The following is a 21702-nucleotide window of genomic DNA, read 5'->3' as shown; positions in this document are numbered from 1 at the left end:
AAATAAAATATAAAATGAATTTTGGCTATATAAAAAACACGAAAACCTCTTATAAGTAAGAATATGATTAAATATTTTTGGTTTGAAGTAAAATAGTATTTACATTTAAACAAAACTATTTTATATGTTAATTAAAGTTTACGGAAGTGCCGTTTTTGGAGTAGATGCAACTACTATCACAGTTGAAGTGAATATTGATAAAGGAGTAGGCTACCACTTAGTAGGTTTGCCGGATAATGCCATCAAGGAAAGCAGTTATCGCATTGCCGCCGCCTTAAAAAATAATGGTTATAGTCTTCCTGTTAAGAAAATAACCATCAACATGGCTCCCGCCGATTTACGGAAGGAAGGTTCTGCTTATGATTTGACATTAGCAATTGGAATTCTTGCTGCATCGGGACAAATCAAATCTGAGGAAGTCGGCAAATATCTCATCATGGGAGAACTTTCGCTCGATGGAAGTTTACAGCCTATAAAAGGGGGACTTCCTATTGCCATTAAAGCCAAAGAAGAAGGTTTTAAAGGTTTCTTCCTACCCAAACAAAATGTAAAAGAAGCTGCTATTGTCTCTGGACTTGATGTTTATGGTGTTGAAAATGTATTGGAAGTCATTGATTTTTTTGAAGGCAAAGGAACATTACAACCTACCACTATTGACACTAGAGCTGAGTTTTACAAAACCTTAGATTTTCCAGAATTTGATTTTGCTGAAGTTCGTGGACAGGAATCCATAAAACGTTGCATGGAAATTGCAGCAGCTGGGGGACACAATATAATTCTCATAGGTCCTCCTGGTTCCGGAAAAACAATGATTGCCAAGCGATTGCCGAGTATTCTGCCTCCAATGACTTTGAAAGAGGCTTTGGAAACTACAAAAATTCACAGTGTTGCAGGAAAAGTGAAAGATGTGGGGTTAATGAATCAGCGGCCGTTTCGCAGCCCGCATCATACGGCTTCGAGTGTGGCGTTAGTAGGTGGTGGTAGTTACCCGCAACCTGGCGAGATTTCGTTGGCGCACAATGGGGTTTTGTTTTTGGATGAATTGCCCGAATTTAAACGCGAAGTGCTGGAGGTAATGCGGCAACCTTTGGAAGATAGGGAAGTAACTATTTCGAGGGCAAAATTTACAATAACCTATCCTTCATCATTTATGTTGGTGGCAAGTATGAACCCAAGTCCTAGTGGATTTTTTAATGATCCAGATTCTCCCAACACTTCCTCACCTCATGAAATGACTCGTTATTTGAGTAAAATTTCAGGGCCATTATTGGATAGAATTGATATTCATATTGAAGTAACGCCTGTTCCTTTTGATAAATTAACCGAAAAAAGAAATGGGGAAAGTAGCGTAGAAATTAGAAAGCGGGTTACTTCGGCTCGTGAAATCCAATCCAAAAGATTCGAAGAAATTGATCATATTCATTATAACGCACAAATGAGTTCGAAACAAATTCGGGAGCATTGCGCACTTGATGATGCTTCACTACAACTGTTGAAAACCGCTATGGAAAGATTGAATCTTTCTGCCCGTGCTTTTGATAGAATCCTCAAAGTTTCTAGAACAATTGCTGATTTAGAAGGAGTAGAAGTAGTTGGTTCTGGACATATCGCCGAAGCTATTCAGTATAGAAGTTTGGATCGAGATGGGTGGTTGGGGTAAAGATTTTAGAATACAGAATTTAGATTTAAGAATTTAGATATAAAAAAATGAATAAAGATTTTTACATAATATTGTCAGGAATGATAAAACTGGACGACGTTTCCTGAAAAAGCCACCGGAGTGATAGGAACAGGCAAAGCAAATCTTTCTGCTCCAAATCATTTTATTTCCAATTCAAATCGCTTAATTCTAAAAGCAATTTCTTTAAATAATTTTGGAGAGGTTTCAATGTTGAAATTTTTTTTATCAAGATTTCGATATACCAATCGGCTTTTTGTTTCTGCGGTTAAATTAATGGCTTGAATAGTTTCCGTCGCTATGTCTTTGTATTCAATAGGTTTCTTCTCTTTATTCCAACCTTGCATGTTTTTAAGAGGGATTTCAATTCTCAACCATTTATCGGCCATTTCTCTTTTAAGAGTTAAGTTAAATGCCATAACATTTTTATTTTGGGTAAATATCTGAATGTCCAAATTAAACAATCCGTTATCCCAATTTTTTATTTGTTCATCTGACAATAAATGACCGTAAACAGATTTTATTTTATCCAAGTCTGGTATGCTGCTCAACTCAGAATCGTAGTAAATGTCAAGATATATTTTGTTTACAGAACCTATCGAAACATCCCTTCCGAGAGGTTTTAGAACATAGCCATTGGCATGTTGATGATCCCAATCGCCATACTTTTTGACCAAAATACTACTAAAAACTGAACCTTTAAAACAGGAATTAGGACTGATTGTAGCCTCTTTGCTGACAGTATAATTACTTGCAGGTTTGGTTAAACCTATCCATTGATTATCTATGGTTTCAATATGGTTCCAAGTCCCATAAATCGCATTTACGCTATCGCTTAGTAGCACTATATTTTTAGGGGAGGTCTTTGATTTTGAATTACAGTTACGAGCAGATTCGTCTATAACCACAGCTGATTCTTTGCAAGAGGCAAATACAAAAAGATAAACAAGAATTAAAAAGCGTGTAATGTGCATGATGTGAGTATTTTGGATAAAAATATGCAAAATACTTTAGATTTGGTGCAACATTAGGTTGATGCACCAAATTCAGTATCACACTGCGTCAGTGTTTATTATCTATTAGAACGTCTGTCGTTATTTTGACTTGGACGTCTTGGACCGAAACTATTAGAAGTGCTTCGGTTTGGATTATCGATTTTTGGTTTCTTAGGAGTTGAATTGCGTTGTTGTCTCCCTTGACCTTGTTTGATTGGTTCGGTTGACGCGTTAGGATCCGGTTCAAAACCTTTAATATTTTCTTTAGGCAATTTCAGGCCAACCAATTTTTCTATATCGCGAAGAAAAACGGTTTCGTCTGGACTAAATAACGAAATAGCTTCGCCACTCGCTCCGGCTCTTCCGGTTCTACCAATTCGGTGAACGTAATCTTCGGGAATATTTGGCAATTCAAAATTAACAACATGCGGTAATAATGGAATATCCAAACCTCGGGCTGCAATATCAGTAGCGACCAAAGCTGTCAGGCTTCCGTTTTTAAAACCGGCTAGGGCTTTGGTTCGCGCGCCCTGACCTTTATTGCCATGAATAGCTGCTGCTTTAATTCCGGCACTAATCATGCTTTCAGTCAATTTGTTGGCGCCCTGTTTGGTTCGAGTAAACACCAAAATCTGTTTCCAGTTGCCTTCAGTAATAAGTTTAATTATTAATTCTGTTTTTTTCTCTTTTGCAACAGGATATATTTTTTGAATAATAGCATCAACAGTTGTGTTTTCGGGAGTGGCTTCAACTTGAACCGGATGGTGCAGAATACCCATTGCTAATTTCTTGATGTCTTTTGAGAAAGTTGCCGAAAACAGTAAGTTTTGTCTTTTTGGTGGCAATACTTTCATAACGCGTTCAATGTCACGTAAAAAACCCATGTCCAGCATACGGTCTGCTTCATCCAAAACTAGAATTTCTACTTTTGCAAGTGAAATTAAACCTTGATTGTGCAAATCGATTAATCGACCGGGAGTTGCAACAAGAATATCGACCCCTTGGCGCAATTGGCTTACTTGAGGGTTTTGGTTTACGCCACCAAAAATTACTGTGCTGCGTAAATCTAAAAATGTACTATATTCTTTTATATTGGCTAATATTTGTGCAGCTAGTTCTCTTGTTGGGGTTAATATTAGGGCACGGATAGGTCTTTGTCTTAAGTGTTGTCCTTGAGATAATAATTGTAATATGGGCAATGTAAATCCTGCTGTTTTTCCTGTACCTGTCTGTGCAGATGCTAATACATCTTTACCTTCTAAAATAGGTGGAATTGCTTTTTGTTGTATTGGGGAAGGAGTTGTATATCCTTTTTTGCTGATAGCTTTTAATAAAGCATCAGATAATCCTAATGAATTGAATGACATAAATATTGTTTATGAAGTAAACACTATTTATTTAGTTTACTCCTTTAAGTTGGCGCAAAGGTACTGTTAATTTTTTCGATCTGCCTTTGATTACCTTACTTGTTTACTTAAAGATAGATTGGATGTTGTTGAATAGTAGCTGAGATGTTACTAATTTTGAAAATAGCATTGATGAGATTTCGATTTAATCCATCTCCGAAAAAGTATCTCCTTTTTTGATATCGCCGCTTTCGAAACCGCGATTGAACCAATACATTCGTTGCTCGGAGCTTCCGTGTGTAAAGGAATCGGGAACAACTTGACCTTGTGTTTTTTTCTGGATTGCATCGTCACCAACTGCATTTGCAGCACTCAATGCCTCTTCAATATCACCATGTTCAAGCATGGCATTTTTATTTTCGTTATAATGCGTCCAAAGACCCGCATAAAAATCAGCTTGCAATTCTAAAGCAACTGAAAGTTTATTGCCTTCTTTTTCGCTTCTGTCTTGCTGTAATTGATGCACTTTATTGGAGGTTCCTAATAAAGTTTGTATGTGATGCCCAAATTCATGCGCTATTACGTATGCGATTGCAAAATCACCTCCTTTGGCTCCAAACTTGGTTCGAAGTTCCCCAAAGAAAGACATATCCATATAAATGGTTCTGTCTCCGGGACAATAGAAAGGTCCGGAAGCGGAACTGGCTCCTCCGCAAGCCGTTTCAACTTGGCCACTAAAAAGAATAAGTTTTGGAGCTTCGAATGTCAGGTCGTTTTCTTCAAATATTTGAGCCCAAACGTCTTCATTATCGGCCAAGAGTGTTTTGACAAATTCACCTTCGGTTTTTTCCGCTTCAGTCAAAGGCCTAGTTTCGGTTTGAGTAGTTTGCTGTTGATTTAATTGCTCTAAAATTGGGGTTATCATTTGAGCATTTTCGCCACCAAAAGCATTTACAAGTAGAATAATTATACCGATTACTCCTCCACCAAGGATTGTTTTTCCACCTGAGGACATACCTCGACGATCCTCTACATTATCACTTTGTCTTCTGCCAATCCATTTCATATTTAGATAGTATTAGTTTCATAAGAATATGTTATGCTTCGCCTGTTCACTTACACTCGAATTACCATTCTCCAGCTATTCTATGATTTTGGAATCAGGGCAATCTTATAATATGCTACTTTTAGTTTTTAACCATTTTTCTAAAATATCTTCAAGCGTTTTTTTTACGATGGGTTTAGGTACATAATCATTCATACCTACTTTGATGCATTTTTCTTTTTCTCCCATTACGGTTCCTGCGGTAAGGGCGATAATAATGGTGTCTTTAAATTGTTCGATTTCTCGAATTTGTTTGGTAGCTTCATAACCATTGACTAAAGGCATCTGGATATCCATTAAAACAATATCTGGAATGACTTCTAATGCTTTGACAAGGGCTTTTTCTCCATCAACAGATTCATAAATTTTAGATTTTGGAATTATCTGTTGAATCAATGTTTTTGTCAAAAGCATATTGATTTTATTGTCTTCAACAATCAAAATTTTTGGTTCTTCATTTTCCAATGTTAATGTACGATTTTCTAGGATATTTTTTTCCTTATCTATTGTTTTTTTTGGTTTTAACTTATTAGTACTTTTTAGTTTTATATCAAAGAAAAAGGTGCTTCCTATGTTGAATTGACTGTTAATCTGTAATTTACTATTCATCAATCCAAGTAATTGATTGGAAATAGTTAATCCTAATCCTGTTCCCCCAAATTTTTTGGTAGTTGAACTGTCTTCTTGTGAAAATGCTTGAAAAATTATTTTCTGATTGTTTTTTCGAATTCCAATTCCGGTATCTTTTACTGAAAAACGTAATAAAGTTTGACTTTTTTGAATTTCTAATGCTGAAATGGTAAGGTCAATTTTTCCTTTATGGGTAAATTTGACTGCATTGGTCAATAGATTGATAAGTACTTGTTTTAAACGTATGTAATCTACCCAAATGTATTTGGGTACATCATCATTTATTATGTAATTTATCTCTAAATTCTTGGAATGTGCTTGATAATTAATCAGCTCTTTTATTTGAAGAATAATATCGTCGACACAATATTTCTCTATATTGAGTTCCAATTTTCCTGATTCAATTTTTGAAAAATCCAGAATATCATTTACTACTTCCAATAAAATATTGGCCGATTGATTAATGGTATTCATATACTGTTTTTGCGTTTTTTCTAGCTTAGAATTCATTAATAAATCAGTATAGCCAATGATTCCATTTAAAGGAGTTCGTATTTCATGACTCATGTTGGCAAGAAATTCTGATTTGGCTTTATTTGCAGCTTCTGCCAATTCTTTCTCTTTAACAATGGATTCATTCTTTTTCTTTTCGGTAATATCAATTAATATTCCTTCCATGAAAGCAATTTCACCATTCTTTATGATCGAATCTCCAAACTCTTCTACCCAGATTATTGAACCATTTTTATGCATAATTCTATAAATGACATGTAATGGTTTTTTTTCTTCTAAGGCACATTTATTTTTTAATAAAACATTTTTTAAATCTTCAGGAAGAATTAAGTCTATAAAATATATTTTATTTTCTAAGAAATCAGATTTTGGATATCCTGTTAACTTTTCTATTTCGTCATTTAGATAGATTTTAGTAAATTTTTCATCATAATTGGATAAGAAAACAGTACCAGGAATGTTATTGGCCAATAATCGGAAACGTTCTTCACTTTCTTCTATAATGGTTTCATTTATGTTTCTTTCTATAGAAGAGGATATGTTTTTAACCAATAAATGTAAAATAGAAATTTCATCGTTAGTCCAAATTCGTTCTTTCGTTGAATCATCGAATGCAAAAAAACCATCAAATTCATTTTTAATGGAAACAGGAAAAAACAACATTGAATTTGGGTTCAAATTCTCTAGATATGATTTTATGTTTTCATTTTGAATTTTATCTTTAATGCTTTCAAAAAATTGTTGAGGGGATAAATCTTTTATATTATTTTCAAATTCAGAAAATGAAAGGTTTTGTAATTTTGGATGTACTGTGTCAAAATCTTGCAACTCATTTGTCCACATGCATTTTTGGTCAAATAAATTTGTTTTTGGATCTTTCTTAAAATAGGAAATACGTTCTGAGAGAGTCACTTTTCCAATCTCATTTATGATTCCCATAATGAGTTTACTTGTGCTTTTTTGCAATAAAAATTGATTTGCATTTTTATTGATAACTAAAAGAAGTTCACTTTTGTAGGCTAGTTTTTGTTCAATTTCTAAACGCATTTGTGAAGCCAAAGCAATTACTATCAAATCTGAGATGGATTTTGCAAAGTTAATATCCTCATTGTCCCAATTTTTGATGCTTTCTGTGGATTCATAAGAAAGAATACCTTTTAATTCTCCGTCAATAAAAACAGGAGTATCAAGTGTTGAAAATACGTTATTAGTATTTACATAATTACTTTTTATTTCATTGTTGGTAGCATAAGATATAATATCGGATTGAACAACTTGAAGTTTACTTTCAATTTTTTCGAAATAATCTAAATTTTCATTTCTATAAAATTGAAGCCCACTTTCTATTGTGTTTGTTTTCGATTTATAAAGTTTATGGCATATAATTTTATCAGTATCATATATCCAATAACTGGATCTACTTACTTCCAATTCTACAGATGTAATTTTTAGGATATTAATAATGGTATCCTCTAATTTTTGAGAATTTGAATGATTTAATACAGCAATATCTTTTAGCGTTTTACTATATTTTTCTATTTTTTCTTGTCTTTTGTTTTTTTCTTCTTCTAAGTTTTTGAACAAGGTGATATCTCTCGCAATACCCGAATATCCTGATATTTCTCCGAAACTATTTTTTCGGACGAAAACATTTTGAGATACCCAAATTGCCTCACCATTTTTTTTGATTATTGGAAATTCTAGTGTAGTGTAATTTTCCTCGAAGTATTGAATGTTTTTATAAAAACTCATTGTATTACTTGCGTAGTCTTTATGAATAATGGTTTCAAAATCTTTGGCAAGAAATTCTTCTTTGGAGTACCCCAAAAGTTTTATACCATAATCATTTACGAAAGTAAAGTTTCCTTTGTAATCAGTTTCAAAAATGATATCAACTGCAGTTTGAATTAAAGTTTCATACTGATTTCTTATTGTTATTTCGTTGGTTATATCCTGGCCTATCCCAATAATTGAATCTTCCGAAAATTGTTTGTCAATCCATTGGATAAATTTATATTCTCCATTTTTGCATTTTAATTTTCTAACATATAGTCGATTGTCTATAAAATCTATGTGATAATCAATACCTATAAATTCAGGATCTTCTGTTAGTCTCCAAAATTCCATACCCATTACCTCAGCAGGAGTATAACCTAAAATTGAAGTAATAGTGTCACTACAAAAAGTAACTTCACCTTCTTTGTTTGTTGCTATGGTAAGTGAGTTTCCTTTGTTAACTATCTCATTTGCAAAATTAAATTTTTCTTGGATTTTAGTTATTGAGACGTTTCTTATATGGTTTATAATAAAAACCATAAGACCAAAATTGATCAATGTAATAGCTTTTTTGACAGGAACTAAATCAAAAGAAAAAATTATAAACAAATAGAAAAAGACGAAACCTGAAAATAGCCAATATTTTTTAATAGGTTTAAGGATAATATAGGAAAAGAAAAATACAATTATAAAGCCGTAAGTAGGGAGAATGTCATTTGGTAGGAATATAATGTTGTATCCAATTAACATTGAATAAAAGTAAAATAATAGAATAAAAATAGTTTTGATTCTATTATAGAAGTATTTTGATTTTTCGCTTATTAAAAATAACAATAGAAATAAACATCCTATAGAAAAATTGCTGATTAGTAGACTTTTGGGTCTGACATGAAATAATTCAAATAGAATTTCTAAAAATGGAAGTATTAGCCCTAAAAACAATAAATAAAGTTGGTATTCTCTTTTGTCTGATTCTTCAGTTGGAAGGTTATCTGTATTCTTTAAAATTGAATTTATCCTGGAATTCGAATAAAATAAAGCGATTACTAATATACTAAGCAATGTCGATAAAATAATATTTCTATGGCTCGACATTATTAAATGTATTGCTTCCAGACTTAATTGCGTAGAAATATATACTAAGCTCGACAAAGAAAAGTTGAAGTTTAAAGAAACTAATATGTTAAAAAATAATAACATAGATTTTTTGGGTAACTATTTGATTAAAATGTTTGTTTCTACGATTAAATTTTTTTTAACTTGAAATTTTTTACTCTATTTCTTGAATATCTATTCCAACAATAGCACTGTAAATAGCATAATTCATTGAATAAAGAAAGGGCAAAGTAAAAAACACACCAATACAACATCCTATAAAACCTACTAATGACCCAATAAATGCTACAACTATTAATCCTAGAATAACAAAAGGTTGCTTGAAGATTATTAGAATACTATGTTTTATAGCTTCGATTGCTTTTAAATCTCCAAAAATAATAAGTGGTATAGCAAGAAGTGTAATATAGGAAATAAAATAAGTTATGACTTTTCCAAGTAATTCTAAATGAACATATGAAAGCAAAGTACCTTGAACAAAACTAATTGTTGAAATTAAAAATGAGGATATTATTATTTCTTTTAGATATGGAATTTTATAATAACTAAATAAATCAGAAATATGGAACTCTTCATCTCGATCTCCACAATGTGCCATTTTTAAAAATGCTGCCTGGAATGGACTAAACAGACAAGAGACTATAAGAGACAAGCTGCCTACAAATAAAAAATTAGATTCGGATAGATTTTCAATTTTCAATTTTTCAGGAGTAAGTTCCCTTGTCATTGCAGTAATACCTATTACAGAAACCAATGATGTTCCAATTAAAATAACAAATAAAAAAGTAAAAATGAAAAGAACTAATCCTGCATATAATGCTATTTTTTTATAATTTTCGAAGGCGTGATTAAATACATTGGCAAAATCAATTTGGTATCCGTTTTTTTCTATATCGTGTAATCTTTCTTGGGTTTGATTCATTTTGAAAAGGTTAATTATGTTGTCTTGATTGAGCGATTATTTGAAATTTGTTTTTTATTGATCCCGGAATTAAATATTATGTTGATTTTGAAATCGATGACAAATTTACTTCTTTTTTTCTTTAAGAGTTAAAATCTTACTTATGAGAAATGAGTAGTTACCAACAATTTTATAATCATGGAATTTTGAGTAGGAAGATGCTTTTTAATATTAAAATCAACGTGTAACTTCCTTTTTTTGTGTTAAAAATAGGATCAAATAGTTCGATAATTTTAAAAGTAAAGCACTTGATAGATCTCAAATTTTATAAAAAAATCGAAATAAATAGGTGCGCCAATTTTCCTTGATGATTTCTTGTGAAATCTTGATAGATTTCTAGTTTAATAGCAAATTGTTTTTAAAAAAAATATTTTAAAAATTAATAAAGTTGAGTTGCATTGAAAAATCAATTATTACAAAGTCTTAAATTGATAGTTTTGAAAGAAATAATTTCTCGTGTTTTGTGGATTTTTTAATGAATTAGTTTGTCTTCTAAAGCCAATTTAGCAATCTCTTTAATGTGTTTATTTTGTTGGCATAAGGAGCATATCGTAAATCCAAATCCAGCCAATTGGCTTTTTTTACAATTCCTTTCTTATGAGAAAAAATATCAAAGCTTAGCTGGCCATGATAAGCACCTATTCCACTATGACCGACACCTCCAAAAGGAAGTCTTTTGTTGGCAAAATGAATAACTGTATCGTTGACACAACCACCTCCAAATGAAAAAGAGGTAACTGTTTTCCTGGCGAATTTTCTATCGTCTGTGAATACGTATAATGCGAGAGGTTTCTCGTATCTTGAAAGGGTTTGGGTTATTTCCTTTTCGTCTTTATAGGTAATTATCGGTAATATTGGGCCAAATATCTCTCCTTCCATCAGTAAGCTGTCAAGAGAGTTTTCTTCGATTAAAGTTGGGCCAATATAGCGATCTTCAATGTCTATTTCTCCACCAAAAATAACTTTTTCAGGTTCAATCAGACTCATTAGTCGAAGACAATTTTTCTCGTTTACAATTCGAGGAAAATCGGGAGATTCTTTTGGGTTTTTACCATAAGCTTTTGTGATTTCTTTTTTCAAAAATTCAACAAAATGATCTTTCATGTCTTCTTGAATCAAAATATAATCTGGAGCAATACAGGTTTGTCCTGCATTCAAAAATTTTCCCCAAACAATTCTCTTGGCAGCTAACTTTAAATTTGCTGTTTCATCAATAATACAAGGGTTTTTTCCGCCTAATTCTAGGGTTACAGGAGTGAGGTGTTCTGCGGCAGCTTTGGCAACAATTTTCCCAACAGCAACGCTTCCTGTAAAGAAAATATAATCCCAGCGTTGTGCCAATAATTTCTGTGATGCTTCGACACCACCTTCAATTACTTTAACGTGTTGATGTTGGAAAGCTTTTTCGATAATTTTAAGCAGTATCGCTGAAGTTTTTGGTGTCAATTCAGAAGGTTTTAAAACTACTTGATTACCCGCTGCAACAGCTGATACCAAAGGACAAATCGCTAATTGAAAAGGATAATTCCAGGGAGAAATAATTAAGACTTTCCCGTAGGGTTCTTTTACAATATAATCGGTTGATGGAAAATTAAGAAGTGAGGGAAATACTCGTCTTATTTTACTCCATTTCTCAATGTTTTTTATAGTGTCTTTTAATTCCGATATAACATAGCTGGTTTCTGTGGCAATCGATTCAAAAGGAGGTTTCTTGAAATCATCATATAAGGCCTGAATGATTTCATTTTCATGCTTGATAATTACATCCAATAATTTTATTAAAGCTTCTTTTCTTGAAGTAATGTTTAATTTGTAACTCATAGCAAAATATATTATTTTATATACTGCAAGTTAATTTTAAAATTCAAATTATAATATTTTTTTCATTAAAATATTAAATGGCTTTCCAAATCACTTCGTCAGGAGTAGGGGCAATAATTGTAATATTTTCTTTGGAAACAGGGTGAATAAACACCAGTTTTCGGGCATGTAAATGTATACCACCATCAGGATTACTTCTGTCAAAACCGTATTTTAAATCTCCTTTTATTGGTGACCCAATAGCAGAGAGTTGAGCTCTAATTTGATGGTGTCTCCCAGTGTGCAGTTGGATTTCAAGCCCATAATAGTTGTCCAGTTCTTTGATGATTTTGTATTCCAAACTTGCCAATTTACTATCAGGAACTTCTTTTGTATGCGCTTTTGAAGTGTTGTTTTTTTCGTTTCTTTTGATGTAATGAACGAGAGTGTCTTCGTTTTTGGAAGGTCTGTTTTTGACTACTGCCCAATATGTTTTTTGAGTTTCCCTATTGCTGAATAATTCATTCATTCTAGTAAGGGCTTTGCTTGTACGGGCAAAAACCACAATTCCAGTTGTAGGTCTATCCAGTCGATGCACCACTCCCAAAAAGACTTCGCCAGGCTTGTTGTATTTGTCTTTAATGTATTCTTTTACAACGTCGCTCAATGGCTTGTCTCCAGTTTTGTCTCCTTGCACAATATCACCTACACGTTTATTGACCACGATAAGATGGTTGTCTTCGTGTAGGATTTGGAGATTGTTTTTATTTGAAATTATTTTATTGGACAATGTAAATTGTTTAGCGAATTTTTGATGAATGAAAACTACTAATATTGCTCTTTCTCGTTTGGAAAATCTTTCGATTTTACATCCTCTACATATTGACTAATTGCAGAAGTCATTCCTTCATATAGGTTCATGTATCGTCTCAAGAAACGAGGGCTGAATTCATTGTTCATACCCAGCATATCGTGAATTACCAATACTTGTCCATCTACACCGCCACCGGCACCAATTCCGATAACGGGAATCGAAATGCTTTGTGCCACTTTTGTTGCCAAATGAGCTGGTATTTTTTCTAGTACCAAAGCAAAACAACCTAGTTGCTCAAGTAACTTAGCATCTTCGATTAATTTTTCGGCTTCTTCTTCTTCTTTGGCACGAACGGTATAAGTACCAAATTTATATATAGACTGCGGCGTCAATCCCAAATGTCCCATAACCGGAATTCCTGCATTCAAGATTTTTTTGATTGATTCCTTGATTTCTTTTCCACCTTCCAATTTCACAGCGTGACCACCACTTTCTTTCATGATTCTGATAGAAGAACGTAAAGCCTCCTTTGAATCGGATTGATAACTTCCAAAAGGTAAATCAACAACTACCAAGGCTCTTTCTACAGCTCTAACCACAGATGAGGCGTGATAAATCATTTGATCCAATGTAATAGGTAGAGTCGTTTCGTGACCCGCCATAACATTGGAGGCAGAATCGCCAACCAAAATCACATCAATCCCAGCAGTATCTACAATTTTGGCCATTGTATAATCATAAGCCGTAAGCATAGAGATTTTTTCTCCATTGGATTTCATGTCGATTAAGGACTTTGTGGTAATTCTTTTGTAATCTTTTTTTATTGCAGACATTGTGTTTATGTTTTAATTCCGAGTCTTCGGATTGATTTTGTTTTTGAGAATGCAAAAGTAATAAATAGAAATTTTTTAAATTGAATTTTAATGAGGAATATGAAAAATGAGCCTGTATAATTTAAAGTATTTGTATTAATCAAAGTATTTTAAAGAATTTCAGTGACAAATAATTAAAATAACTAATTTTGATAATTAAAAAACAAAATACAGTTTTGAAAAACATCCTAATTATAGATGACGAAGAAAAATTGCGTCATCTCCTTGCCAGAATCATTAAATCAGAAGGATTTGATGTTATTGAAGCCCCTGATTTAAAGTCTGGTTTCAAGAAATTGGAGACAAATGATATTGATGTCGTTTTATGCGATGTTAAACTTCCAGACGGCAATGGCGTTGATTTTCTTCAAAAAATTAAACCTGCTTTTCCTATAACCGAAGTTATTCTCTTGACTGCTTTCGGCAAAATTTCCGATGGTGTTCAGGCCATGAAGAATGGTGCATTTGATTATATTGTAAAAGGAGATGACAATGATAAAATCATCCCGCTTTTGTACAAAGCTTTGGAAAAAGTACAGCTCCAAAAGAAAGTCAAGCAGCTTGAAAAACGAATTTCCGATAAATATTCTTTTGACAGCATTATAGGGAAATCAAAGGGATTGGAGCAAGTTATTGATTTGGCAAAGAAAGTTTCTAAGACAGAATCGACAGTGCTTTTAACCGGAGAAACTGGAACTGGTAAAGAAGTTTTTGCACAGGCCATCCATGAAAATAGCAATCGGGCCGGAAAATCGTTTGTGGCTCTTAACTGCAGTACTTTCAGCAAAGAAATTTTGGAAAGTGAATTGTTTGGACATAAACAAGGAGCTTTTACAGGAGCAATAAAAGATAAAAAAGGTTTTATCGAAGAAGCCAACGGAGGAACTCTGTTTCTGGATGAAATAGGGGAGATGCCACTAGAACTGCAGGCTAAATTATTACGGGTTTTAGAAACGAATGAATATATCCAAATTGGTGACACAACTCCAAGAAAATCTAATTTTCGTCTTATTGCGGCAACTAATCGCGATTTAAAAACGGAAAGTGATGAACACCGTTTTCGTTCGGATTTGTATTTTAGATTAAATATTTTTGAGATTAAAATTCCGCCATTAAAGGAAAGAATAAAAGATATTGCACCCTTAACCAATTATTTTGTAGAGCAATTTTCATCAAGAGTAAATAAAAAATCATTGATAATTGACGTCGATTTTCTTCATAAATTAGAAACCTACCATTGGCCGGGAAATGTCCGTGAATTGAGAAACGTAATTGAGCGTTCCGTTATTCTAGTGAACGACGATGTCTTGACACAGGATGTTTTGCCTTATGAAATTCAGCACCAAATGGATCATACAAACAAAACCTTATCGGCTTTTTCAATGCAGAGCGTTGAAAAACTCCATATTCAAAAAGTACTGAACTATACCAAAGGAAATAAGGCCGAAGCAGCCCGATTACTTGAAATAGGCGTTGCAACCCTTTACCGAAAATTAGACGAATACAATATTCAATAAATCCATACCAAAGCTATCGTTTTGAGAAAAGCCTATCATTTTGATAGGCTTTTTTTATGCCCTTTTTGGATGAAAAATGGGCAATCCAATCAAAAACAGTGCTTTATGATTTTTTATTTTTTTTGGAATGTTTTTTGGCATAGGCGATACAGAAAATAAATACTAACTATTATGAAAAATCAAGTCACCACTGTTTATAAACAAGCAGAGCGCTTTGCAGAAATCACAAAAACGGCAATCATTACCGGAAACATTAATCGAGCAAAAAAATGTTTGGCACTGGCTGAGCGGCTGTTTGAAACAGGAAGCAATGAAACCAAAAATGCTATTTCAAATGTGTATGTTTTTTCGGTTTCCTCTTTTATGGAACTGCGTCATTGCACGATTTCTAATCTGTTTCCAAAATCGTTGAAAGCAGAATACATCAAGCAAATTAATGCTTCCGGAGTCTAAAACTAACCTTAATTTTAATAAAATGATAATCACATTTCTTTTACTCGCATTAGGAGCTTTACTCTTTGCGATTTGTTTCAAATCCGTTGAATTTTTTGAAAAAATTTAGATCATGACAGCACTATTTATTATTGCACTTGCCGTATTCGGTTATTTGGTTTATGTATTAATCAAACCCGAAAAATTTTAAAAATGAAAAAGGCAGATAAAAAAATATCCGTAGTAATTATGGCTTGGGCATTAGCCTTTCTAATGCTTGTTATGTTTTTATAAAAGCCGAAAAAATTAATTTCTAACAAATAAAATATGAACACAGAATTTTTTGGAGTCATCAGTATTTTTATCGTCTCGATAGTTTTGGCTATTCCTGTTGGAAGATATATTGCCAAAGTGTATTTAGGAGATAAAACCTTGCTTGATGCAATTTTCAATCCAATTGAAAAATTTATTTTCAAAGTCAGTGGTATCAATTCTACTGAAGAAATGAACTGGAAACAACACCTGAAAGCGTTATTGAGCATAAACATGGTTTGGTTCTTTCTATGCTTTTTTGTTTTAGTTTTTCAGGGAAGTTTACCGCTTAATCCAGACGGAAACCCATCCATGACCCCGGATTTAGCATTCAATACCGCTATTTCATTTGTAGTGAACTGTAATTTACAGCACTATTCAGGTGAATCGGGTCTTTCTTATTTAGGTCAGCTTATGTTGATGTTCCTGCAGTTTGTTTCTGCTGGTACGGGAATGGCCGCCGCCGCAATGGTTTTTGTTGCCATGAAAGAGAGAACGACAGACAAATTGGGAAATTTCTATAATTTTTTCATCAAAAGCTGTACCCGCATTTTATTGCCTCTTTCTGCTATTGTAGCTGTGGTTTTAGTGTTTAGCGGAACACCAATGACATTTGAAGGAAAAGATAAAATTGTGACTTTGCAAGGTGATACTGTTGAAGTTTCCCGTGGTCCAGCCGCAGCATTTATAGGTATCAAACATATTGGTACAAACGGTGGTGGTTTTTTTGGAGCCAATTCGGCACATCCATTAGAAAATCCTACCTATTTAACCAATGCAGTTGAATTGTGGGCGCAATTAATCATCCCGTTTGCAATGATCTTTGCGCTAGGTTTTTTCTTGAACAAAAGAAAATTTTCTTATGTCGTTTTTGGTGTAATGACTGTCGGTTTCTTAATGCTGGTCATACCAACAATGATAAGCGAAATTAACGGTAACCCTGCTATCGAGAGAATGGGAATTGCCCAAGCAACTGGTGCTCTGGAAGGCAAGGAATTACGTTTCGGGACTGCGGTTACCAGCTTTTGGGAGATAGCCACAACGGTAATTTCTACAGGATCTGTCAATGGAATGCACGATAGTACAATGCCCGCTTCGGGAGCTATGCAATTAATGGCCATGATGGTCAATGCCTTTTATGGCGGCTGTGGTGTAGGATGGTTGAATTTTTACATCTTCATAATTCTGGCTGTATTTATTTCAGGTTTAATGGTGGGACGAACACCTGAATTTTTAGGAAAGAAAATTGAAGCTAGAGAAGTGAAAATCGCAGCTTTCATTGCTATTCTTCACCCGTTATTGATATTGGCTGGAACTGCATTAGCCTCTTATTTTACAGCTAATGATACTGCGATGGGATACTGGTTTAATGGAAACGCTACAGGCTGGCTGAATAATCCGGGAAATCATGGATTTTCAGAAATGTTATACGAATACACTTCGAGTGCAGCTAATAATGGTTCTGGTTTTGAAGGCTTAGGTGACAACAATCCATTTTGGAATATCACAACAGGAATTGTGTTGTTGCTTGGACGTTTTATTCCGATCATAGGTCCTTTGGCCATCGCAGGCCTTTTGGCAGAAAAAAAATACATTCCTGAAAGTGCGGGAACTTTAAAAACTGATACTTCTATTTTTGGTGTGATGGTTTTTGCAGTAATCCTAATCATCTCAGCACTATCGTTCTTTCCAGCATTGGCACTTGGCCCTTTAGCGGAGTATTTTACATTAAAATAATATAAAAAATGACTAAAAGTAAATCCAATTCATTGTTTGAAAGTAAGCAGGTAAAAGAGGCCTTAGTGCAGTCTTTTGTCAAGCTTAATCCAAAAATAATGTTCAAAAACCCGGTAATGTTTACCGTAGAAATAGGCACTGCCATTATGTTTGCCGTATGTGTTTCTATTTTGTTTGGAGCACAGGATCAAGGCAGTTTTATTTATAATTTCATTGTCTTCTTGATTTTATTGTCGACGCTTTTATTTGCCAATTTTGCCGAGGCGATTGCCGAGGCCAGAGGAAAAGCGCAGGCAGACAGTTTGAGAAAAACACGCGAAGAAACGCCTGCAAAACAACTTTTATCCAATGGAGAAATTAAAAGCGTAAAATCTTCCGATCTAAAAAAAGGAGATGTTTTTGTATGCGAAGCGGGTGATTTAATTGCAACTGATGGTGAAATCATAGAAGGGTTAGCGACTATTGACGAAAGTGCAATAACAGGTGAAAGTGCTCCCGTAATTCGTGAAGCGGGTGGTGATAAATCATCTGTTACCGGAGGGACAAAAGTGTTATCTGATAAAATTAAAGTGGTTGTAAGCTCAGAACCAGGGGAAAGTTTCCTTGATAAAATGATTGCTTTGGTAGAAGGAGCAAGCCGTCAGAAAACACCAAATGAGATTGCTTTGACGATTCTTTTGGCAGCCTTTACTTTGATATTTGTGATTGTCTGCGTGACTTTGAAGCCATTTGCAGATTATGCGAATGCACCCATCACCATTGCGGCTTTCATTTCTCTTTTCGTATGTTTAATTCCAACAACCATTGGTGGGTTGCTTTCTGCCATTGGGATTGCGGGAATGGATAGAGCATTACGTGCTAATGTAATTACCAAATCAGGAAAAGCAGTGGAAACTGCCGGCGATATTGATGTATTGCTTTTGGATAAAACAGGAACAATTACTATTGGAAATCGAAAAGCAACTAATTTCTATCCTGCAAAAGGAGTTATGCTAGAAGATTTTATCAAGTCTGCAGTATTGAGTTCACTTGCGGATGATACTCCGGAAGGGAAAAGTATTGTTGAATTGGCAGGATTGGAAGTAGCTCAAAAATTATCTATTGACGGGGCGACTTTAATAAAATTCACAGCCGAAACCAGAACCAGTGGTGTCGTTTTAAAAGACGGAACCAATATTAGAAAAGGTGCTCAGGACGCTGCTAAAAACATTGCGCTTCAAGCGGGTAAAGTCTTTCCTGAAGATATAGCCGAAAGAGTTATTGCTATTTCTTCAAAAGGGGGAACACCATTGGTAGTTATCAAAAATAACGAAGTTCAAGGTGTTATCGAACTGCAGGATATTATCAAAACAGGGATGAAAGAACGTTTTGAACGTTTGAGAAAAATGGGTGTAAAAACCGTGATGGTTACAGGAGATAATCCTTTGACTGCCAAATTTATTGCCGAAGCTGCCGGTGTTGATGATTTTATTGCCGAAGCCAAACCTGAGGACAAAATGAATTACATCAAGAATGAACAGCAAAATGGTAAGCTCGTGGCGATGATGGGCGATGGTACTAATGATGCACCCGCTCTTGCACAAGCTGATGTTGGTGTGGCAATGAACAGCGGAACGCAAGCTGCCAAAGAAGCTGGAAATATGGTCGATCTGGACAATGATCCAACCAAGTTGATTGAAGTTATTGAAATAGGCAAGCAATTGTTGATGACCAGAGGAACACTTACCACATTTTCAATTGCGAATGATGTTGCCAAATATTTTGCCATTGTTCCTGCGCTTTTCATTACAGCTATTCCAGCTCTTGAAGGATTGAATATTATGCATTTGCACAGTCCGGAAAGTGCCATTTTATCTGCGGTGATTTTCAACGCGATTATTATCCCGATATTGATTCCGCTTGCTTTGAGAGGTGTTGATTATAAACCAATCGGTGCGAGTGCCATCCTAAAACGAAACCTATTGATTTATGGTTTGGGCGGGTTGATCGTTCCTTTTATTGGAATCAAAATAATCGATTTGGCTGTAGCCTTATTTATGTAGGGGAAAAAGATGCTAAGATTCTGAGATGCTAAGTTTCTAAGTTTTCGCTGTGGAAATATTTTTAAAGAATCAGCATTTCAAAGATCTCAGAATCTTAGAAACTTAGTGACTTAGAGTCTAAATTAAAAACAACAAACAAAATGAAAAACATATTTTCAATATTAAAATTTACGGTGTTAATGATAGTTTTATTTGCAGTCATTTATCCTTTGGCGATTTACGGAATTGCACAATTTGCACCAAATCAAGGGAAAGGAGAAACCATTTCTGTTAACGGAAAAGTAGTAGGTTATCAAAAAATAGGACAAAAATTTGATAAGTCAAATTATTTCTGGGGACGTCCATCGGCAGTAGATTATAACGCTGCGGGAAGCGCAGGAAGCAACAAAGGACCAAGTAATCCAGAATATTTGGCTTTGGTTCAAAAAAGAATAGACACGTTTTTGATTGTTCATCCGTATTTGAAAAAGTCAGAAATTCCATCAGATATGGTGACGGCTTCGGGGAGTGGTTTGGATCCTAATATTTCTCCGGAAGGAGCTTTGATTCAGGTAAAACGTGTTGCTAAGGAACGCAAATTATCTGAAGAAAAAGTAAAAGCATTGGTGGAAACCAAAATCAACAAACCATCGGTAATGGGGACTTCAACAGTAAATGTTTTAGAGTTGAATATAGCTCTGGATGAGTTGAAATAAAAGAAAAATCAATTTCAATAGCAATTTCAATGGCAATGTGAATTTCAGTTTTAAATAATTGAGTGCTAATAATAAAAAAAGTTCTTAAAAACGAGATGCCCTAGCCCAGATGGAAACGGCATCCTTTCCTTGCCTCCTTTAGGCAAGGAAAGATATAGTGGACAGCTGGATTAGCTCCTAATAAATATAGAGAGGATGAGATTGCTTCGTTCCTCGCAATGACAAATAAAATGAAAAAAATAATAGTTACAGCTTTTATAGCTTTTGGTTTTACGACAATGAACGCTCAAGAAGAGTCAAAAAGTCCAATTACTTTTTCCGCTTATGTGGATGTATATTACAGTTATGATTTTGGGAAACCAGATAATCATACTAAACCAGGATTTATTTACAGTTACAATAAGTCTAACGAAGTGAACCTGAATTTAGGCATGGCCAAAATGAATTATACAAAAGAAAATGTTCGTGGAAATTTGGCTCTTATGGCTGGAACGTATGCCCAGTACAATATGGCTGCAGAACAAGATTTGCTGAAAAACGTTTATGAAGCTAATGTGGGGGTTAAAATTTCAAAAGACAATAATGTTTGGATTGATGCTGGAGTTATGCCTTCGCACATTGGATCTGAAAGTGCTATTGGGAAAGATTGCATGACTTTGACCAGAAGCATTGGAGCTGAAAATTCTCCATATTATGAAACAGGAATCAAAGTTGGTTATACTTCTCAATCCGAAAAATGGTATTTGGCTGCAATGTATTTAAACGGCTGGCAGCGCATTCAGAAAGTTGATGGTAATCATACGCCGGCTTTTGGAACTCAGGTGACATTTAAGCCAACGGCAAAAGTGGCATTAAACTGGAGTACTTATGTTGGAAACGAGCAACCTGATATTGATAAGAAATGGCGCTATTTTAATGATTTTTACGGAACATTTAAATTGACTGATAAAACAAGTATAATCACGGGTTTTGATATTGGATTGCAGCAATCTGCTAAAGGAAGCAGTGATTACGATGTTTGGTATACTCCATCTGCAATCATTCAGTACAAGCCCACGGACAAAATTCAATTGGCTGCCAGAGGGGAATATTATCAAGATGAAAAAGGGGTAATTATCGCAACAGGAACTCCAAATGGTTTTAAAACCTATGGCTTCTCGGCAAATTTTGATTATTTGCCAGTAGAAAATGTAATATTTAGATTAGAAGCCCGAACTTTGAATAGTAAAGATGATATCTTTTTGAAGGATAATAATCCTACTGATAGCAATGTTTTTATAACGACATCTTTGGCAATATCGATTTAAAAAAAAGACAGAAATCTGTAGTGAAAAGTTAGAAGTAAAATGTTCTTTATTGTA

16 protein-coding genes are annotated in these 21702 nt (G+C 34.2%); 8 read left to right on the top strand and 8 right to left on the bottom strand.

Going from position 1 to position 21702, the window contains the following annotated elements; all coding sequences use genetic code 11:
* The first annotated feature begins 124 nt into the window (after window positions 1-124).
* On the top strand, window positions 125-1660 hold the full coding sequence (locus J2W95_RS06470; protein ID WP_310005153.1) for a YifB family Mg chelatase-like AAA ATPase: 1536 nt from the start codon (window positions 125-127) through the stop codon (window positions 1658-1660).
* Window positions 1661-1818: 158 nt separating this feature from the next.
* On the opposite strand, the gene J2W95_RS06465 is transcribed toward J2W95_RS06470, so the two are convergent.
* The 8 genes from J2W95_RS06465 to panB all read right to left on the bottom strand — a co-directional run bounded on the left by J2W95_RS06465 (window position 1819) and on the right by panB (window position 13567).
* The gene (locus J2W95_RS06465; RefSeq protein WP_310005151.1) at window positions 1819-2652 is read right to left on the bottom strand and encodes a hypothetical protein; all 834 of its coding nucleotides are present in this window, start codon (window positions 2650-2652) and stop codon (window positions 1819-1821) included.
* 98 nt (window positions 2653-2750) lie between these two features.
* Window positions 2751-4040 (bottom strand): DEAD/DEAH box helicase, encoded by a 1290-nt coding sequence (locus J2W95_RS06460; RefSeq protein WP_310005149.1) that lies wholly within the window; start codon window positions 4038-4040, stop codon window positions 2751-2753.
* Window positions 4041-4224: 184 nt separating this feature from the next.
* A complete protein-coding gene (ypfJ, locus tag J2W95_RS06455; protein WP_310005147.1) occupies window positions 4225-5085 on the bottom strand; it encodes a KPN_02809 family neutral zinc metallopeptidase in 861 nt (286 codons plus the stop codon).
* Window positions 5086-5190: 105 nt separating this feature from the next.
* Window positions 5191-8583: a PAS domain S-box protein gene (locus tag J2W95_RS06450; protein WP_310005145.1), complete on the bottom strand. Its 3393-nt coding sequence runs from the start codon at window positions 8581-8583 to the stop codon at window positions 5191-5193.
* Window positions 8584-9313: 730 nt separating this feature from the next.
* Window positions 9314-10081 carry a hypothetical protein gene (locus J2W95_RS06445; RefSeq protein ID WP_310005143.1) on the bottom strand — a complete coding sequence of 256 codons (768 nt, stop codon included), beginning with the start codon at window positions 10079-10081 and terminating at the stop codon, window positions 9314-9316.
* A gap of 531 nt (window positions 10082-10612) precedes the next feature.
* A complete protein-coding gene (locus tag J2W95_RS06440; RefSeq protein WP_310005141.1) occupies window positions 10613-11941 on the bottom strand; it encodes an aldehyde dehydrogenase in 1329 nt (442 codons plus the stop codon).
* Window positions 11942-12014: 73 nt separating this feature from the next.
* Window positions 12015-12710, bottom strand: a complete 696-nt coding sequence (locus J2W95_RS06435) for an RluA family pseudouridine synthase (RefSeq protein WP_310005139.1) — start codon at window positions 12708-12710, stop codon at window positions 12015-12017.
* Window positions 12711-12748: 38 nt separating this feature from the next.
* Complete coding sequence (gene panB, locus J2W95_RS06430) at window positions 12749-13567, bottom strand: 3-methyl-2-oxobutanoate hydroxymethyltransferase (protein ID WP_310005137.1); 819 nt, start codon at window positions 13565-13567, stop codon at window positions 12749-12751.
* Window positions 13568-13782: 215 nt separating this feature from the next.
* On the opposite strand from panB, the gene J2W95_RS06425 reads away from it, so the two are divergent.
* The 7 genes from J2W95_RS06425 (at window position 13783) to J2W95_RS06400 (ending at window position 21648) form a co-directional block, all read left to right on the top strand.
* Window positions 13783-15123: a sigma-54-dependent transcriptional regulator gene (locus J2W95_RS06425; RefSeq protein WP_310005390.1), complete on the top strand. Its 1341-nt coding sequence runs from the start codon at window positions 13783-13785 to the stop codon at window positions 15121-15123.
* Between the two features lie 171 nt (window positions 15124-15294).
* Window positions 15295-15576, top strand: coding sequence for a DUF7674 family protein (locus J2W95_RS06420; protein ID WP_310005135.1), 282 nt, complete (start codon window positions 15295-15297; stop codon window positions 15574-15576).
* Between the two features lie 112 nt (window positions 15577-15688).
* The gene (kdpF, locus tag J2W95_RS17400; protein WP_016362011.1) at window positions 15689-15766 is read left to right on the top strand and encodes a K(+)-transporting ATPase subunit F; all 78 of its coding nucleotides are present in this window, start codon (window positions 15689-15691) and stop codon (window positions 15764-15766) included.
* A 116-nt stretch (window positions 15767-15882) separates the two neighbouring features.
* The gene (kdpA, locus tag J2W95_RS06415; protein WP_310005133.1) at window positions 15883-17604 is read left to right on the top strand and encodes a potassium-transporting ATPase subunit KdpA; all 1722 of its coding nucleotides are present in this window, start codon (window positions 15883-15885) and stop codon (window positions 17602-17604) included.
* A gap of 8 nt (window positions 17605-17612) precedes the next feature.
* Complete coding sequence (gene kdpB, locus J2W95_RS06410; protein ID WP_310005130.1) at window positions 17613-19646, top strand: potassium-transporting ATPase subunit KdpB; 2034 nt, start codon at window positions 17613-17615, stop codon at window positions 19644-19646.
* Window positions 19647-19786: 140 nt separating this feature from the next.
* Window positions 19787-20341 carry a K(+)-transporting ATPase subunit C gene (locus tag J2W95_RS06405; protein WP_310005128.1) on the top strand — a complete coding sequence of 185 codons (555 nt, stop codon included), beginning with the start codon at window positions 19787-19789 and terminating at the stop codon, window positions 20339-20341.
* A 230-nt stretch (window positions 20342-20571) separates the two neighbouring features.
* The gene (locus tag J2W95_RS06400) at window positions 20572-21648 is read left to right on the top strand and encodes a porin (protein WP_310005126.1); all 1077 of its coding nucleotides are present in this window, start codon (window positions 20572-20574) and stop codon (window positions 21646-21648) included.
* Window positions 21649-21702 lie beyond the last annotated feature (54 nt).

This window comes from Flavobacterium granuli, from assembly GCF_031456055.1.
Taxonomy (GTDB): Bacteria; Bacteroidota; Bacteroidia; order Flavobacteriales; family Flavobacteriaceae; genus Flavobacterium; species Flavobacterium granuli_A.
The sequence above is the reverse complement of the archived record's forward strand: the minus strand, read 5'-3'. Positions and strand labels throughout refer to the sequence as shown.

Coding starts and splice junctions, on each gene's coding strand:
- J2W95_RS06470 (WP_310005153.1), top strand. CDS start 125: ATGTTAATTAAAGTTTACGGAAGTGCCGTTTTTGGAGTAGATGCAACT.
- J2W95_RS06465 (WP_310005151.1), bottom strand. CDS start 2,652: ATGCACATTACACGCTTTTTAATTCTTGTTTATCTTTTTGTATTTGCC.
- J2W95_RS06460 (WP_310005149.1), bottom strand. CDS start 4,040: ATGTCATTCAATTCATTAGGATTATCTGATGCTTTATTAAAAGCTATC.
- ypfJ (WP_310005147.1), bottom strand. CDS start 5,085: ATGAAATGGATTGGCAGAAGACAAAGTGATAATGTAGAGGATCGTCGA.
- J2W95_RS06450 (WP_310005145.1), bottom strand. CDS start 8,583: ATGGTTTTTATTATAAACCATATAAGAAACGTCTCAATAACTAAAATC.
- J2W95_RS06445 (WP_310005143.1), bottom strand. CDS start 10,081: ATGAATCAAACCCAAGAAAGATTACACGATATAGAAAAAAACGGATAC.
- J2W95_RS06440 (WP_310005141.1), bottom strand. CDS start 11,941: ATGAGTTACAAATTAAACATTACTTCAAGAAAAGAAGCTTTAATAAAA.
- panB (WP_310005137.1), bottom strand. CDS start 13,567: ATGTCTGCAATAAAAAAAGATTACAAAAGAATTACCACAAAGTCCTTA.
- J2W95_RS06420 (WP_310005135.1), top strand. CDS start 15,295: ATGAAAAATCAAGTCACCACTGTTTATAAACAAGCAGAGCGCTTTGCA.
- kdpF (WP_016362011.1), top strand. CDS start 15,689: ATGACAGCACTATTTATTATTGCACTTGCCGTATTCGGTTATTTGGTT.
- kdpA (WP_310005133.1), top strand. CDS start 15,883: ATGAACACAGAATTTTTTGGAGTCATCAGTATTTTTATCGTCTCGATA.
- kdpB (WP_310005130.1), top strand. CDS start 17,613: ATGACTAAAAGTAAATCCAATTCATTGTTTGAAAGTAAGCAGGTAAAA.
- J2W95_RS06405 (WP_310005128.1), top strand. CDS start 19,787: ATGAAAAACATATTTTCAATATTAAAATTTACGGTGTTAATGATAGTT.
- J2W95_RS06400 (WP_310005126.1), top strand. CDS start 20,572: ATGAAAAAAATAATAGTTACAGCTTTTATAGCTTTTGGTTTTACGACA.